Below are 14,183 nucleotides of genomic sequence, written 5' to 3'. Positions count from 1 at the left end.
TCATCATGGCAATCCGCCCGCGGGGGGAAGCGGTCTCCTTTCCCGTCTCCCGATAGGTGGGACAAGCGGGCAGACAGAATCCGCACCGCATGCAGTTCATGATTTCGTCGTAATGCATTGTCTCCATCAGTTCCAGAATGCCGTTCCTTGCATCCGATACGGCATTGGCAATATGAGCCCCTGTCATGGCAGAAAGATTAGCTTGCTGTGTGCTCATTGCATCCACATCCGTTTCCGTGAGCGTGATGATCTTGTTCGACGTTGCTTACCACCACGCGGCGTCTGGTATCCCTGGCAAACAGCTTGCCGGGGTTCATGATGCCTTGCGGGTCGATGGCCCGTTTCAGCGATTTCATCACTTCAATGCCCGTCTCCCCAACTTTCAGGGACAGGTAGTTCATCTTGGCGGCACCCACTCCGTGCTCACCGGTAATGGTACCGCCAAGCTTGATGGCAGCCAGGAAGATCTCCTCAAATGCCTGTTCCACCCGGTGAATCTCTTCTTTGTCCCGTTCGTCGGTCATGCATGTGGGGTGCAGGTTGCCATCACCAGCATGTCCAAAAGTACAGATCTCAACGTTGTATTTCTTTGCGATCACGTTGATCTGTTCCACCATCTCAGCCAGCCGGGCGCGCGGAACGGTTGCATCTTCAAGGATGGTCGTCGGGCGGACTCTCGCCAGTGCGGACAATGCAAAGCGGCGGGCCTGCATCAGCTTGGCGCCTTCTTCCAGTGAATCGGCCACCTTCACTTCGACAGCTCCTTCTTTGCGGCAGATCTCGGCAATCTTCTGAATATCCCGTTCCACTACCGCTTCCGGTCCATCCTGTTCGATCATCAGAATGGCCCCCATATCGGTCGGAAGACCGATCCGGGCAAAATCTTCCACCACCCGAATCGTCGGATTGTCAAGAAACTCCAGGGTAGCCGGGATGATTCGCTCCGCAATGATTCTTGACACGGCCCGGGCCGACCCGGTGAGATCCCGGAACATGGCCAGCATGGTGCGCTTGGTCTCCGGGAGCGGAATCAGCTTGGCTGTCGCTTCCGTAATAATCGCCAGTGTTCCTTCCGAACCGACAAGCAGTTTGGTCAGGTCATAGCCAGCCACGTCTTTGGCCGATTTGCCGCCGGTGCGGAGAATCTCTCCATTGGGAAGCACCGCTTGCAGCCCCATGATGTAGTCTTTGGTCACGCCATATTTCAAGCCGCGCAGGCCGCCGGCACATTCCGCAATATTGCCGCCCAGGGTGGAGATGTTCATGCTTCCCGGATCCGGCGGGTAGAACAGACCCATTTTTTCCACTTCCCGGTGCAGGTTGGCGGTAATTACACCCGGTTGGAAGGTAGTGGTCAGGTTGTCCTGGTCAATCTCGAGGATCTGGTTCAGCCTGGTCAGGACAATCACGAGTCCCCCTTCAACAGGAACCGTACCTGCGGACAGGTTGGATCCGGAACCCCGGGACACAATCTTGATGTTTTCCCGTGCGCAGACTTTGACAATGGCAGCCACTTCCTCCGCAGTCCCCGGTACTGCCACACCGTCCGGCAGGCTCTGATACAGAGGCGTTGCATCATAGGAGTAAGCGAGGCAATCTTCCGGAGTGTCCATGACCCAGTTGTCTCCGACTATGGCCCGCAGTTCTTTTGCTATATGAGGCTTTAACATACGTGTTCCCCCTCAAGATGGAATCGCTTACAAAGTTCAAATTAAGTTCATTATATCACAGAGGTATGATGACCTGAACAATTTAAATTTACGAAGCTCAAATAAAAATAAGGTCCTTCGGGGACCTTATCTCTGCCTGCAAAACCTTTTTCGGGAAACCGCCTGGTGCTCGGTGTCAATGAGCAGTCAAGACCGCCCAAAGGCGGAACCCTTACGATGTCTTCCCCTTGTGCCGGCGATGGCTTTCCAACCCCTGCATCGTGTTGTCGATGTGGTCGTACATCGTCTTGCGGGATATGTCCGGGTTCTTCGCTTCGATGGCCTTGTAAATTTGAATATGCTGGTACAGCAAATCGCGTGAGCTGCCGGCCACTTCCCGCATGCGGCTCATCATGCTTTGCATGGTCGGGGCAATGGTTTGAATCAAGGACAGCAGCATGGAATTGCCGGAAGCTTTGGCCACCGCCATATGGAACCGAAAATCGGCCTCCACGCTCTCCGTCTCCGATTCCTGGTAAGCGCCCATTATATCAAGCGCCCGTCTCATCTCTTCCAAATTTTCTTCTGTCCGGTTGCGGGCCGCCATCTCAGCCGCACCCACCTCAAGAATCTTCCGGACCTCCAGCAACTCTACCAGATCATCGCCCTTCATCAATGCGATGTTCATTGGTTCCTGAAAATTCTCCAAATCAATGCTTCTGACAAAAGATCCTTCCCCGTGCCGGATATCAATTAAACCCTTGGCCTGCAAAGCGGAGAAAGCCTCTCGCACGGTGGCTCTTCCCACATTCAGCATCTCTGACATTTCAATCAAGGTCGGCAGCTTGTCTCCCGGTTTATATACACCTTTCTCAATCAACGACTGGATATGACTGGCAACTTGCTCATATACTTTTTGAGTTTTAAGTTTGTACATAACTCCACCCCTTGTTCTGATGAAAGGGCATTCCTCTGAATGATATTACTATACCACACCGGATTGTTTCTGTAACTTACGCAACTCACTGTTGAAAAGTGGAATTTTTTTGTATGATTAAATCATTTAAAAAAAAGGGGGGCCACCCGTGCCGTACACCGTCTGGACAAACGGAAATTATACAATATCCACCGACAGGAACCATCTTGATCTGCAAACCATCTATAACTATCTGCACTTTGAATCCTACTGGGCAAAGGGCATTCCGATGGATGTCCTGGAGAAGTCCGTTGCAGGCAGCGCTTTGTGCTTTGGCATCTACAAGGGGAATCCGTCGGAGAGTCCGACGAAACAAATCGGCTTTGCGAGGGTCATATCCGACCTGGCAACTTTTGCTTGGCTGGCGGATGTGTTTGTTCTACCGGAATACAGGGGACAAGGACTGTCCAAATGGCTCGTCGGAGTGATCGTTCAACATCCTGAATTGCAAGGATTGAGGCGCTTTATGCTGGCAACCAACGATGCCCATGGCCTGTACGAAAAATATGGCTTCGTGCCTATGGATCAACCGGAACGGTTCATGCAGATTGCCCCTGGAACATCCGTTTATCAAGTCTAGCGAAAGCGGATATTGCAGCGCTCACTGGAAAAAGCGGCCTGCCAATCGGGGCAAGCCGCTTTGTTTTTGTCCAATCTGGATTAGTTGAGGTCGTTGCCCAACTCAATCCTCTTATCGGTCTTCGCTATTTCCACCAGGTCGAAGGGGGTTGTAATTACTTGCGCATACATCTTCCCCGGTTCCGGGTTGCGTTGTTCAAACTTCACCACAACCCGATTCTTTTCTTCGATCACTTTCGTGATTGTCAATCCGTACCCCGCATTTGGTTTCTCTCCACGGCTTACGAGAATATAGGTTTTGCCGCCGGTGGTTTTGGTGTGAAGGCCGGGAGTGCCTTTGACGCTGCCAGCCCAATTTTTCAGTTCATCGCTTGCTTTTGAGAGATCCACTTTATGAAACGTCATCTCCTGCCCTCCCAAATGGCTTTGGAGCCGGTCAAACAAGCGGGCGATCAGAGTCGCCATCTCCGCTCTCGTCAGAGAATCGTCCGGTCGGAACAGCCCGCTGTTCCCCATCATGATTCCAAGGTGATACACATGGGAAATGGCAGATTGTTCCTCGCTGCTCAGTTTCCCGATATCGGAAAAAGGGGCCGGGTTTCCACCGGCAACCCCGGTGTTCAGGGCGGGCACCGCGCGGGAAATCCACAAAGCGGCTTCCGCTCTTCTTACAGGCCATTCAGGCTCAAACTTGCCGGTGGAGCCTTTTGCAATAATGGACCGGTTCAAGGCAGTCTCAATAAACGGATGAGACCAGCGGTCAACCGGCACGTCCGCGAATGTTGCGGTGCTGGTCTTATCCAGGGATTGCCCGGTGGATCTCAGTATAAGAGTAACCACCTGCTCCCGGGTCGCAGCCTGTTCCGGAGCAAACTTTCCTTCACCGACTCCTTTGACAATTCCTGCCTGGTACATTCTCATTATGTCCGGTTTGGCCCAGTGGTTCTCAATATCCACGAAGACCCGGGCCGTATCGTCAAAGGGCATGGTGGCACTGCCGGTCCCGATGGCTCCCAGTACGACAGCACCCGTTGCTATAAGTGCGACAATCTTACTCTTCAGCATATTCATCCCCTCCGTATCCATTCTTCCCATCATATAGTTTCGGATGTTGCATTGCATATCTTTCCGTTGTTTCCAAAATGTCTGACGGGCAGGGAGGGAACTTCGTTACATCAAGACCTGCTCTTGTAAGCAGGAAGCAGTTTTTCCATGTTGACCGTACGGCGTTTCTCCCAAGTGGCGGGATTGTCCGGGTCAAACTGCTCCAGCCAGTCTATCACTTCTTTGGTAATCGGTGTCGGTGTCGAAGCGCCGGAAGTGACGCCCACGATCTTCTTGCCAACCAGCCATTGCGGATCTATCTCTGTCACATCCTCAACCCGGTAGGCGGGAACGCCTCCCATCTCCTCAGCAACTTGCGCCAATCGATTGGAGTTGTTGCTGCGGGGATCCCCTACAACAATTACGATGTCTGTATGTTTGGCCTGTTCGGCGACAGCTTCCTGTCGGACCTGGGTCGCCAGGCAAATTTCATTGTGGATCTCCGCATGGGGATACACTTCAAGAATTCGATTCATCAGCTCTTTGACGTCCCATTGGCTCATGGTGGTCTGATTGGTGACAAGAATCTTATCGGTTGTCAGCTTGATGTGCCGCAAGTCTTCGATTCGTCCGACCAGGTGCACACGATCCGGCGCGACCCCAATCGCCCCTTCCGGTTCCGGGTGTCCCTTCTTGCCGATATAAAGCACTTCGTACCCTTCGGCTGTTTTCTCCCGAATCAGGTCGTGGGTCTTGGTCACATCGGGACAGGTGGCATCCACAACCGTCAGTCCTTTCTCCCGGGCACGCCGGCGTACTTCCGGTGACACACCGTGGGCGGTAAAAACAACGGTTCCTTTGTCGATCTGGTCGAGCAATGCCAGACGGTTGTCTCCGTCCAGCGTAATGATACCCTCCCGTTCGAATGCTTCGACTACGTGACGATTATGCACAATCATGCCAAGTATATAGATCGGACGGGGCAGATTCAGATCCTTGACCGCCTGCTGGGCAAGCACCATGGCATCCACCACGCCATAACAGTAGCCTCTCGGCGTAATCTTCAACACTTCCATAAAAAAAGACCTCCCTGCTTGAAAACCCGGCATTCAAAATCCGCAACGGATGAATGCCAGGCAAAATTCAGGTAGGTCTAGTATACCATAGCCTCTTCAGTTTCTCCCGACATTTCAGGAGGAGGCTTCTGGCGGGTTATGACAAAGCAGCTTTCAATTGGGCTTCATTGTGGAAACCGACCAGCGTCTTCTCCACTTTCCCGTTGTTTAACACAAGCAGCGTCGGGATGCTCATGACCCCGAACCGCTGGGCTAACGACGGCTCATCATCCACGTTGACTTTTGCAAACTTGATGCCGGGCATCTCGCTTGCCAATTTTTCAATCACAGGCGTTTGCATCCGGCAGGGTCCGCACCATGTCGCCCAAAAATCCACCAGCACCTTGCCGCTTTGAATGGCTTGGTCGAAGTTGGCCGTTGTCAAATTCTGCACATTTGCCATTTTCGACCCTCCTTTCTTCTCTTGATTGTTTTCAGTATACTCCAGCCGAATCCCGGATGTATGTAAGCCAGTTAACAAAAATATCCCCAAGGGCAAAACCATGCAAGCTAACGCCGGAGCAGTGTGCTATTATAGTATCGAATCTCGGGACACATTGACAGGCGGTGACTGCAAACCACATGATCGCCTTTTTTCAGCAAAGCTTCTGGACAATCCTATACGTCTTATGGTTCTCCACACTTGCCGTTCTGCTGGTAATGGAAAAGCGGAACCCCGCAAAGACGCTTGCGTGGCTGACTGTATTGGCCGCCTTTCCGGTAGTCGGTTTCGTGCTTTATCTCATTTTTGGCCAGAAGTACCGAAAACACAGGCGGTTACAATCCAAGTCCCTGCCCCAGGAGTTCTCCAACTCACTGCGCCAGCACGCTACCCAGCACATGAACCGGACGGACGAATTGTCCAACGGTTCGACCAACCAAACCAAGTGGATGCGCCTGCTGTTGGCCAATTCGAGTGCACCCGTATCGGAAAACAACCGGATTCAGGTCTTTCAGGACGGCGAAGCGGCTTTTCAATCAATAAAGAAAGCACTGGCTGAGGCTAAGCATCATATTCATCTGGAATTTTATATCATCCGTGATGACCAGATCGGACGGGAAATCCAATCCATCCTGATACAAAAAGCCCGTGAGGGAGTCCGTGTCAGGGTGATCTATGACGGCATGGGAAGCCGCAAATTGAGTCGCTCCTACATATCCGAACTAAAGCGGGCGGGTGTTGAAATCATAGGTTTCCTGCCCGTTTATTTTCCCTGGCTTACAAGCCGCATCAATTTCCGAAATCATCGAAAGATCCTTGTGATCGACGGAACCATCGGATTCACCGGCGGCTTTAATATTGGGGATGAATACCTGGGGAAAGGTCCGCTCGGCTATTGGCGGGATACCCTTCTGCGAATCGAAGGGGAAGCGGTCTATTATCTTCAATTCATATTTCTGAAGGATTGGTATGTGGGCTGCAACCAGTATATTACCGAACCGGAATACTTTCCGATTCAGCCTGCCTGCGGCAGTCAACTTGTTCAGATCACGGAAAGCGGTCCCGATTCCGATTGGGAGTCGATTTGGCAGGCGCACTTCTCCATGATTGCTTCGGCACAGAAGACAATTCATATCATCTCGCCTTATCTGATCCCGGACGACAGCATGCTGATGGCTCTCAAAACTGCAGCCTTAAGCGGTCTCGATGTGCGAATCATCCTGCCGGCTAAACCTGAATATTACATTGTGTATTATGCTACTCGATCCTACTTTGAAGAATTGTTGCGGGCAGGGGTTAAGATTTACGCATACAAAAAAGGGTTCATCCATTCCAAGGTGGTACTGATCGATGGGGAAGTGGCGTCGGTAGGAACCGCCAATTTGGACATGCGCAGTTTCCAATACAATTTTGAAGTGAATGCCATTATTTACGACAAAGAGTTGGCGCAGCAACAGGAAGCCGCCTTCCGACAAGACATGGCAGACAGCGAGGAAATAACCCTGGACAGTTATCTGCAAGGGCACACGATTGGCAAGAGGTTTCTTGAATCGTCGGCGAGGTTGTTTTCCCCTTTGTTGTGAGGGAACAATCTCTTTCATAATGCAAAAGACAACTGTTCTTCTTTGAGACATTTCCAGTCTGACCGGGAATTGGTTATGGAAAGGGATTCCTTGGCGAATCCCCATTGTTCAAGCAACGGAGCAACCTTCTCATGGAACCTTTGAGCAAACTGCTCTTCTGCATACGTTCCTTTATATAGACTTCGATAGCAGGAGATCAGGTTGGAATAATGTCGTTCCAATTGGGCAAAAAACCATGGTTTCACCTCCGGCTTCAAACGGAGAAGTGATGCGAAAACGAAAGAAGCATCCGACTCTTTTGCATGTTGAAGCAACCGGTCCAGAGTCGACTCATCATCCGTCAGGAACGGAAGAACGGGTGCCAGGAAAATTCCTGCCCGAATCCCGGCCTCCCTAAGTTTCCTGACAGTTGCAAACCGGGCTTGTGGGTGAGGGGACTCAGGCTCCATCGAACGCCATATTCTTACGTCCAGCGTATTGATCGATATATTGACAGAACATTCGGTTCGCGAACTCAACTCCTGCAGCAAATCCAGATCGCGTATAATCAAGGGAGAGCGGGTGGTAATGGTCGTCGGAATCCGGTATTGAACCAGAATCTCCAGAATTCTTCTTGTGAGCCCGCGCTGTTTCTCCAATGGCTGATAAGGATCCGTGGCCGTACCAATTGCAACCCGACCGCCGCGCCACCTTCCTTTGGCCAACTCCCGTCTGAGCACTTCAGGAGCATCCTCTTTGACAAACAGATGGGTGCGGAAAGTATCATCCGTCCCCATTCCGAGAAATGAATGGGTGTTTCTTGCATAACAAAAAGCACATCCATGGGAACAGCCGCGATAGGGATTGATGGACCAGGTAAACGGCATGGCCGGCGTTGTCACCCGGTTCAGTACCGTCTTGCTTTTGATCTTGAAGATCCGGCGATTGTTCATGGGAACCTCCCGAGCAACAAAATGCGAACGTTTATTCGTATTTTATCATATCGCCGAAAAAAGTAAACCATCCCCACAATGGAAAAAACTGCCGGTTTACGGCAGTCTCAGACTGGTCGACTCGTGGAAATGATTCCGTTCGATCACGAACCAATGTCTTTTCTTATCCGTTTCTGGCGGCAGGTCTTCCGTGATTTCCACAGGAACCCGATCATCGTCCACTTCCAGGATGTAGGGCAGTTTTCTCACAGCCTTCAGAGAACGAACATTATCCGCTTCAATGCCCAGAAATACCCGGTGGATATCCGGTCTCTCGGCAAAAAGCAGCCTCAGCATCGCATCTTTCGCCGTTCGGTTGGCACCGGTCCCCCAAACCTTTTGCACCAACGACGTGCCGAGAAATCCGTATCCTTTATCCGGATCCAGCTTGCGGACCTGAATCAGCCCTATAACTTCCCCTTTCAACAGGATTACCCGAGACAGAGACCACCCCAACACTTCCTCCGCCAGGAATCCTTCCAGCTCCGGCCGGGAAATGCCAAACAGTCTATGCAGCAATTCTGCATATTCAGCGCCCAACTCCTGCAACCGAATCCGATCCAAAATCTTGCTGATGCCTCCCTCAGCGGTTGCCCCCGGCGGGCGGTCCGTTTTTGTCGTTGCTCCCGAGGATCAGATCAAACGCACGCACCTTGAGCAGGGACTGGAAGGCGATCAGGATAAAAGGAGCCAGCAGCAACCCGATAAATCCGGCAGCCTGATAGCCTGCATACATCACGACGATGGTGGCGAGCGGATCCAGTCCGATCGTATTGGCCAGGATTCGCGGCTCCATCACCTGGCGAACCACAACAATCAGTCCGTATACAATCAAAAGTCCGATTCCCAGTCGGATGTCCCCGGTAATCAGGGAAAAAGCTGCCCAAGGCACAAACAGCGTCCCAGTGCCCAACAAAGGCAGAATATCCAGGAAAGCTGCCAGCAGCGAGAGGGAAAATGCATAGGGCACCTGAAGAATCAACAAACCGGCAAGCACCTGAACAGCCGTAATCGTAATCAGGATCGTCTGTCCCCGGATATAACCCCCGATGGCCGCAGCAAGGTCTGCGTAGACAACCTTCCCCTTCTGCTTCACATCTACCGGCATCCAGGTTCCGATCTTCCGTTTGAAATGCAGGAAATCCTTGCTGACAAAATACCCGATGAACACCGAAAGCAGCAGAATCACCACCAGGTTGGGAACGGAACTGATGCCGTGCAAAGCGGCCTGTGCCGCAGACACTCCCAGTTTGCCGAGCGATTCCCCAAGCACCATCAGGTTTTCGTTGATTTTGGTCTTCAGTTCATCCGTCAAGTTGGTGTTGTAGATTTCTATCAGGCGGGTCACGTCACCGTAGAACCGATCCACCACCAACTGTGACCAATAGGGGATTTTCTTCGCCAGATCAGCCAGTTCAATGACCAGTTTGGCGCTCAGGACGACCACGAGGGCAACGCCTCCCCCGAACACCAACAGCAACGCGATCAAGGAGGAAATCCAGCGGGGAATTCTTGCCTTGCTGCTGAGAAGCCGAACCAGCGGTTCAATCAACAAAGCTATGAGAATTCCAATAATCAAAGGAATGACAAAGGGAACCAGCCATTTCAGGATCACATAGACCAGTAAGACGGCAACCAGAAACAAGGCTGTATTGATCAGTTGTCGGCGGTATTTCAGTATTAAATCCAGCATGAAAACCCTCCGGTTTGTTTACCCAAAATATAGCAAACTGTTCTTTCTTTAACAATTGTAGCCAAACTGGAAGAAATCAAACTTTGCTTCTATAGTATACGGGACAAACCAAGGCGCTAGAATCACCCCTTTTAATCCGGCCACCCCGTCGCCCCCCTTCCCCCGGCTCCCCGGCACCCGGGTACGAATAAGGTATTTGAAAGTCCTTATTTTAGATGGAATCCTCGATAAACAGCAATAAAGGATTCCCAGGCTCCTATTTCGGGTTTCTGGATGGTTCAGGTATCAAGATCCCCCGGATAGTAGCCTAAAAATCCGTTATTTGTAAAAACATATCCATTTTATTAAGAAATAGTGGATCGAGAATCAGTTATTTTCGGTTCCAAGCGAATCAGAGTCCCGTTGCGTCCGCCTGTTCCAGTACACGGATCAACTGGTTGTGAATATGTCCATTGGTGGCGGCTATATGACGAACCTCCAGGTTGTATTCGTTTCCTTCCGTATCCGTAACCCTGCCGCCCGCTTCCTGCACCAGCAAGCTTCCGGCAGCCAAATCCCATGCGTTCAGATCAATCTCCCAGAAACCGCTGAGGCGCCCGCAGGCCACATACGCCATGTGAAGAGCGGCCGATCCTGCGGCTCGAATGTTGCGGCAGACAGGAGTAAGAGCAGCCATCCCACGCAGATTTACTTCACGTGCCCATTCCCTGTCACCGGGAAAACCTGTCGCCAATAAACTGACGGATAAAGTTTCCTCTTCCGACACATGTATGGGTTCCCCGTTCATATAGGCACCCCCACCGCGCCGTGCCGAGAACATCTCATCCCGGAGCGGATCATAAATGACCCCGGCAATCACTTCCCCACGGTGGGCCAATGCAATGGAAACGGTACACCCCGGAAAACCGTGAACGAAGTTGGTGGTGCCGTCAATCGGATCGACAATCCACAAGTATTCTGCCGACAACGCTTTGGCCAGTGCTTCTGCCGATGCGGCGGATCCCGGCGCCACTCCCTCTTCCCCAAGAATTTTATGTTCGGGAAAAGCAGCCAACAGTTCCGTGCGGATCACCGCTTCCGATTGCTTGTCCACTTCTGTTACAAGGTCTACGTTTGATGTTTTTTCCCCTACTTCTCTTGCCCGGCCAATGCGGTCCCGGATTAGATGCCCCGCTTCGCGTGCAGCCGCTTCCGCCACACTGGTAAACCTGTCATGCATGTTGGTGCCTCCTGAACTCCAATGTTTCCTCTAATGTATCGGAAACGGCCTTTTTTTACAACGAGGTTTGCCCTCCTGCTAAATATACCATAAGAAAGCCCTCCTATCAGGAGCCCAGTCATCGGCAGCAAACAGGTTCCGGTGGAATAGCACCGGAAGGTGTGTTATTGTGAGAGTTGGGAGGTTGAGCTATGAAGAGGAAAATCGCCTTACTTACTCTGAGTGCTATGCTTGCAGCCGGACTGGCGACAGGGTGCGGCACAGCGGAACCGGGCAAACCGGCACCTGCCCAAGGCAACCAGGGGCAGCAGGGACAGGCTCCCGCAAACCAATCGCCCACCGCATCCAAGCACAACAAGTACAAAGAACCGCCCCAGATGGTAATCGATCCGGCCAAAAGTTATTTTGCCACCCTGCATACCAGCAAAGGGGACATCAAGATCCAACTTTATGCCAAGGATGCTCCGGTTACGGTCAACAACTTTGTTTTCCTGGCAAGGGACAAATTCTACGACGGAATTAAGTTCCATCGCATAATTAAAGGTTTCATGATCCAGACCGGCGATCCGCTTGGGAACGGCACCGGAGGCCCGGGATACAAGTTCAAGGACGAACTTCCGCCCAAATACCCTTATGAACCGGGAGTCGTCGCCATGGCCAACTCGGGTCCCAACACAAACGGAAGCCAATTTTTCATTGGGAACGGGGATGAAGTCAAGGTTCTTCAGCAAATGCCGAACTACACCGTTTTTGGCAAAGTGATCGAAGGAATGGACGTCGTTCAAAAAATCTCCTCGGTACCAACACGCCTGGGTCCTGATGGGGCGATGAGCGTCCCGAAAGAGGAAGTAATCATCAAATCTGTAACCATCGAAGAAAAATAGCATCAAGTTACGGGCATATATTTGCCCGGGGGCAAATTCAAGGACCCTGGTAGCGTTATTGACAGCTGAATTTTAAGATATGAATGAAGGGGCTGTCTCAAAAGTCATAAGACAGCCCGCCTGTGTTTCGAAATAACGGTGTTTTTCACCGCTATACTTGTCGAATCATTGCGATTCTTAGAATAAGGTTCTTTTTCACCGCTATTTAGCGGTTCTTTATTGCCCACCAAGGAGAAACCTCTTAAATAACGTTGAAAATCATCACTATTTCGAAAACCACCGCTTAGATTTCTAAAATAGCCTTGAAAATCACCGTAATTTTTTCAATATGGGCCATCCTCATTGCTTCTTCCTGAACCAGGAAGTGTTCAAACAACCACTTTTGGGAAAGCCCCATGCAAGTGTTACCGATAGGTTTTATTGTTCAGCCGTACGTACCCGATGGGCTTGTGAGTAAAATGAATCACCGCTTGTTTCCGGTTTCCCATGTTGTTTTCTGCGGGAATGTATTTTCCGCGGATCTCAATCCGCTTGCCGTCCGCCTTATCAAACACCCCCAGCCGCTCCGGGAACCCGTCCCTGTCTCCGAACCTCATGGTAACAAGCACGTTATGCTGCGTATCCACATCCGCATCTTCCGGGTTGTCCAGAACTTTTGTGATTTTTATGAGAAGGCGCTGATGCATTCCGCCTCTTCGATCCGTGTCATCGGCCAAAACCTTCATGACTGTGCCTTCAACCGTGACCAGGTATTCCTTCCGTTTTCTCTTCTTGATAATGACCGTTACACAGGCAATCAGCAGAACCAGGAGCAGTACTGTCAGCCAAAACAAGGTCCATCCGTTCCCCCAGGGCCATTGCATGCAATCACCTCATACCATCAGCTTCACATGTGACAGACACCTTGTCAATCTTACACCATTTTCAGCATTAAAGTTGTGATTAATTGACAATTTTGACTCCCTGTGAAGGAAGAATGGTATAGCCTTGGGGTTTCCAAGTTGTACCGTCCCATTTGTACGTGGTTTGCACGTCAAACAGGATATTGGCGTGAGCGGCCATCCATACAGCCTGTTTGGAGACCAGTTCCATCTTCCCGTCATTGTCGGCATCTGTCCAGTTCCATTCATGTGCAGGGTCTGCTTGCGGTTTCTGGCCAGACATGTTGGGGTTTCCGGTCGCAGCTGTATGTTCTTCATCCGTTTGCAAAATCCAGTACCTGCCGGTAAGCGGGTCGGTCAGTTCATATTTGTTGCCGTTGACCAAGCGCAGCTTGAATTCGGGAGCCCGGTTGTTGTCGATCTTCATTTCTTCCAGTTTTTTGTCCTGAAGCAGAGTGAACAAAGTAAGTTCGACATTCCCCTTGCCAGTTCCGCCCCGATCCATCTTCAGAGCAATCTCTTTCCTGCCGTCGGCGGTCAAATCCACAATTGCCAGATCAATCGGTTTCACGTGGGAATCGTAAACGGACTCCGCCTCTTGGTTCCAACCGTCGCCTTCAATCCGAACCTTAATCTTCTTGACCGCGAGCTGGTTGGAATCTTGCTTGTCAAAGCCCAGCAAAGAGATGGTCTCTGCCTTCCCGTCACCGTCAAGATCCTGTTTTGCCATGTATATGGTTTCTCCTTCTGTCTGGGTCACAACAGTCGGAGTGGTTGTGTTGGGGGTTGGATTGTTCATGGGGGCGGGACTGACGGCTGGCTTGTCCGAACAACCTGCCGCCATTAGAACCGTAACGAGTGACATTGAGAGCAATGATTTTTTCATCCGACTCCATCTCCTTCCTATGAGTCCAGTTTACAACAGAAATAGACAAAAAGCGACGGACGCCCCCGACAAAAGCAGGCTATCATGCCAGTAATAAAAACAAAAGCGGCTTCAGCCCGAAAGGACCAAAACCGCTGTTGCATCAATTCCATTATTCAGCCAGAACCTTCTTCAGTTCTTCCGTCAACACGGGCACCACTTCGAACAGATCGCCCACGATGCCGTAGTCCGCAACCTTGAAGATCGGGGCTTCCGGATCTT

Annotated in this window: 15 protein-coding genes and 1 pseudogene; 3 read left to right on the top strand and 13 right to left on the bottom strand. The window is 51.2% G+C overall.

Translation table 11 applies throughout. The features are described from left to right. The 3 genes from EFBL_RS21210 to EFBL_RS09595 all read right to left on the bottom strand — a co-directional run. Positions 1–187: 4Fe-4S dicluster domain-containing protein (locus EFBL_RS21210; protein ID WP_231705748.1), on the bottom strand; the 187-nt coding region annotated here is incomplete at its 3' end. Between the two features lie 10 nt (positions 188–197). Further along, positions 198–1,670 carry an FAD-linked oxidase C-terminal domain-containing protein gene (locus EFBL_RS09600; RefSeq protein WP_096181919.1) on the bottom strand — a complete coding sequence of 491 codons (1,473 nt, stop codon included), beginning with the start codon at positions 1,668–1,670 and terminating at the stop codon, positions 198–200. A gap of 211 nt (positions 1,671–1,881) precedes the next feature. After that, the gene (locus tag EFBL_RS09595; protein ID WP_096181918.1) at positions 1,882–2,586 is read right to left on the bottom strand and encodes a FadR/GntR family transcriptional regulator; all 705 of its coding nucleotides are present in this window, start codon (positions 2,584–2,586) and stop codon (positions 1,882–1,884) included. 148 nt (positions 2,587–2,734) lie between these two features. On the opposite strand from EFBL_RS09595, the gene EFBL_RS09590 reads away from it, so the two are divergent. Continuing rightward, entirely contained in the window at positions 2,735–3,205 is a 471-nt protein-coding gene (locus tag EFBL_RS09590) for a GNAT family N-acetyltransferase (protein ID WP_165912652.1), read from the top strand. Between the two features lie 80 nt (positions 3,206–3,285). Here the strand turns inward: EFBL_RS09590 and EFBL_RS09585 are convergent, their stop codons facing one another. From EFBL_RS09585 to trxA, 3 genes are all read right to left on the bottom strand, one after another. Then, positions 3,286–4,269: an S-layer homology domain-containing protein gene (locus EFBL_RS09585; RefSeq protein WP_165912653.1), complete on the bottom strand. Its 984-nt coding sequence runs from the start codon at positions 4,267–4,269 to the stop codon at positions 3,286–3,288. Between the two features lie 110 nt (positions 4,270–4,379). Next, positions 4,380–5,324: a 4-hydroxy-3-methylbut-2-enyl diphosphate reductase gene (locus EFBL_RS09580; RefSeq protein ID WP_096181916.1), complete on the bottom strand. Its 945-nt coding sequence runs from the start codon at positions 5,322–5,324 to the stop codon at positions 4,380–4,382. Positions 5,325–5,460: 136 nt separating this feature from the next. Then, complete coding sequence (trxA, locus tag EFBL_RS09575; protein ID WP_096181915.1) at positions 5,461–5,868, bottom strand: thioredoxin; 408 nt, start codon at positions 5,866–5,868, stop codon at positions 5,461–5,463. Between the two features lie 77 nt (positions 5,869–5,945). Here trxA and cls point away from each other — a divergent pair, with 77 nt between their 5' ends. After that, positions 5,946–7,388: a cardiolipin synthase gene (gene cls, locus EFBL_RS09570; protein WP_096181914.1), complete on the top strand. Its 1,443-nt coding sequence runs from the start codon at positions 5,946–5,948 to the stop codon at positions 7,386–7,388. A gap of 14 nt (positions 7,389–7,402) precedes the next feature. Here the strand turns inward: cls and EFBL_RS09565 are convergent, their stop codons facing one another. The 4 genes from EFBL_RS09565 to EFBL_RS09550 all read right to left on the bottom strand — a co-directional run bounded on the left by EFBL_RS09565 (position 7,403) and on the right by EFBL_RS09550 (position 11,271). After that, entirely contained in the window at positions 7,403–8,320 is a 918-nt protein-coding gene (locus EFBL_RS09565; protein WP_096181913.1) for an SPL family radical SAM protein, read from the bottom strand. Positions 8,321–8,416: 96 nt separating this feature from the next. Then, the gene (locus tag EFBL_RS09560; RefSeq protein ID WP_165912654.1) at positions 8,417–8,923 is read right to left on the bottom strand and encodes a GNAT family N-acetyltransferase; all 507 of its coding nucleotides are present in this window, start codon (positions 8,921–8,923) and stop codon (positions 8,417–8,419) included. A gap of 19 nt (positions 8,924–8,942) precedes the next feature. Beyond that, the gene (gene ytvI, locus EFBL_RS09555) at positions 8,943–10,052 is read right to left on the bottom strand and encodes a sporulation integral membrane protein YtvI (RefSeq protein ID WP_096181911.1); all 1,110 of its coding nucleotides are present in this window, start codon (positions 10,050–10,052) and stop codon (positions 8,943–8,945) included. A gap of 391 nt (positions 10,053–10,443) precedes the next feature. Further along, entirely contained in the window at positions 10,444–11,271 is an 828-nt protein-coding gene (locus EFBL_RS09550; protein WP_096181910.1) for an inositol monophosphatase family protein, read from the bottom strand. Between the two features lie 191 nt (positions 11,272–11,462). Between EFBL_RS09550 and EFBL_RS09545 the strand changes: the two genes are divergently transcribed. Beyond that, a complete protein-coding gene (locus tag EFBL_RS09545) occupies positions 11,463–12,155 on the top strand; it encodes a peptidylprolyl isomerase (protein ID WP_096181909.1) in 693 nt (230 codons plus the stop codon). Between the two features lie 404 nt (positions 12,156–12,559). Here the strand turns inward: EFBL_RS09545 and EFBL_RS09540 are convergent, their stop codons facing one another. The 3 genes and pseudogenes from EFBL_RS09540 to EFBL_RS09530 form a co-directional block, all read right to left on the bottom strand. Beyond that, positions 12,560–13,018, bottom strand: a complete 459-nt coding sequence (locus EFBL_RS09540; protein WP_096181908.1) for a hypothetical protein — start codon at positions 13,016–13,018, stop codon at positions 12,560–12,562. Between the two features lie 79 nt (positions 13,019–13,097). Continuing rightward, positions 13,098–13,922, bottom strand: coding sequence for a YybI family spore inner coat protein (locus EFBL_RS09535; RefSeq protein ID WP_096181907.1), 825 nt, complete (start codon positions 13,920–13,922; stop codon positions 13,098–13,100). A gap of 151 nt (positions 13,923–14,073) precedes the next feature. Next, a pseudogene (locus tag EFBL_RS09530) lies at positions 14,074–14,183 on the bottom strand (electron transfer flavoprotein subunit alpha/FixB family protein); the annotation flags it as partial.

Origin of the sequence: Effusibacillus lacus (assembly GCF_002335525.1) — a bacterium.
GTDB lineage: Bacteria > Bacillota > Bacilli > Tumebacillales > Effusibacillaceae > Effusibacillus > Effusibacillus lacus.
The sequence above is the reverse complement of the archived record's forward strand: the minus strand, read 5'-3'. Positions and strand labels throughout refer to the sequence as shown.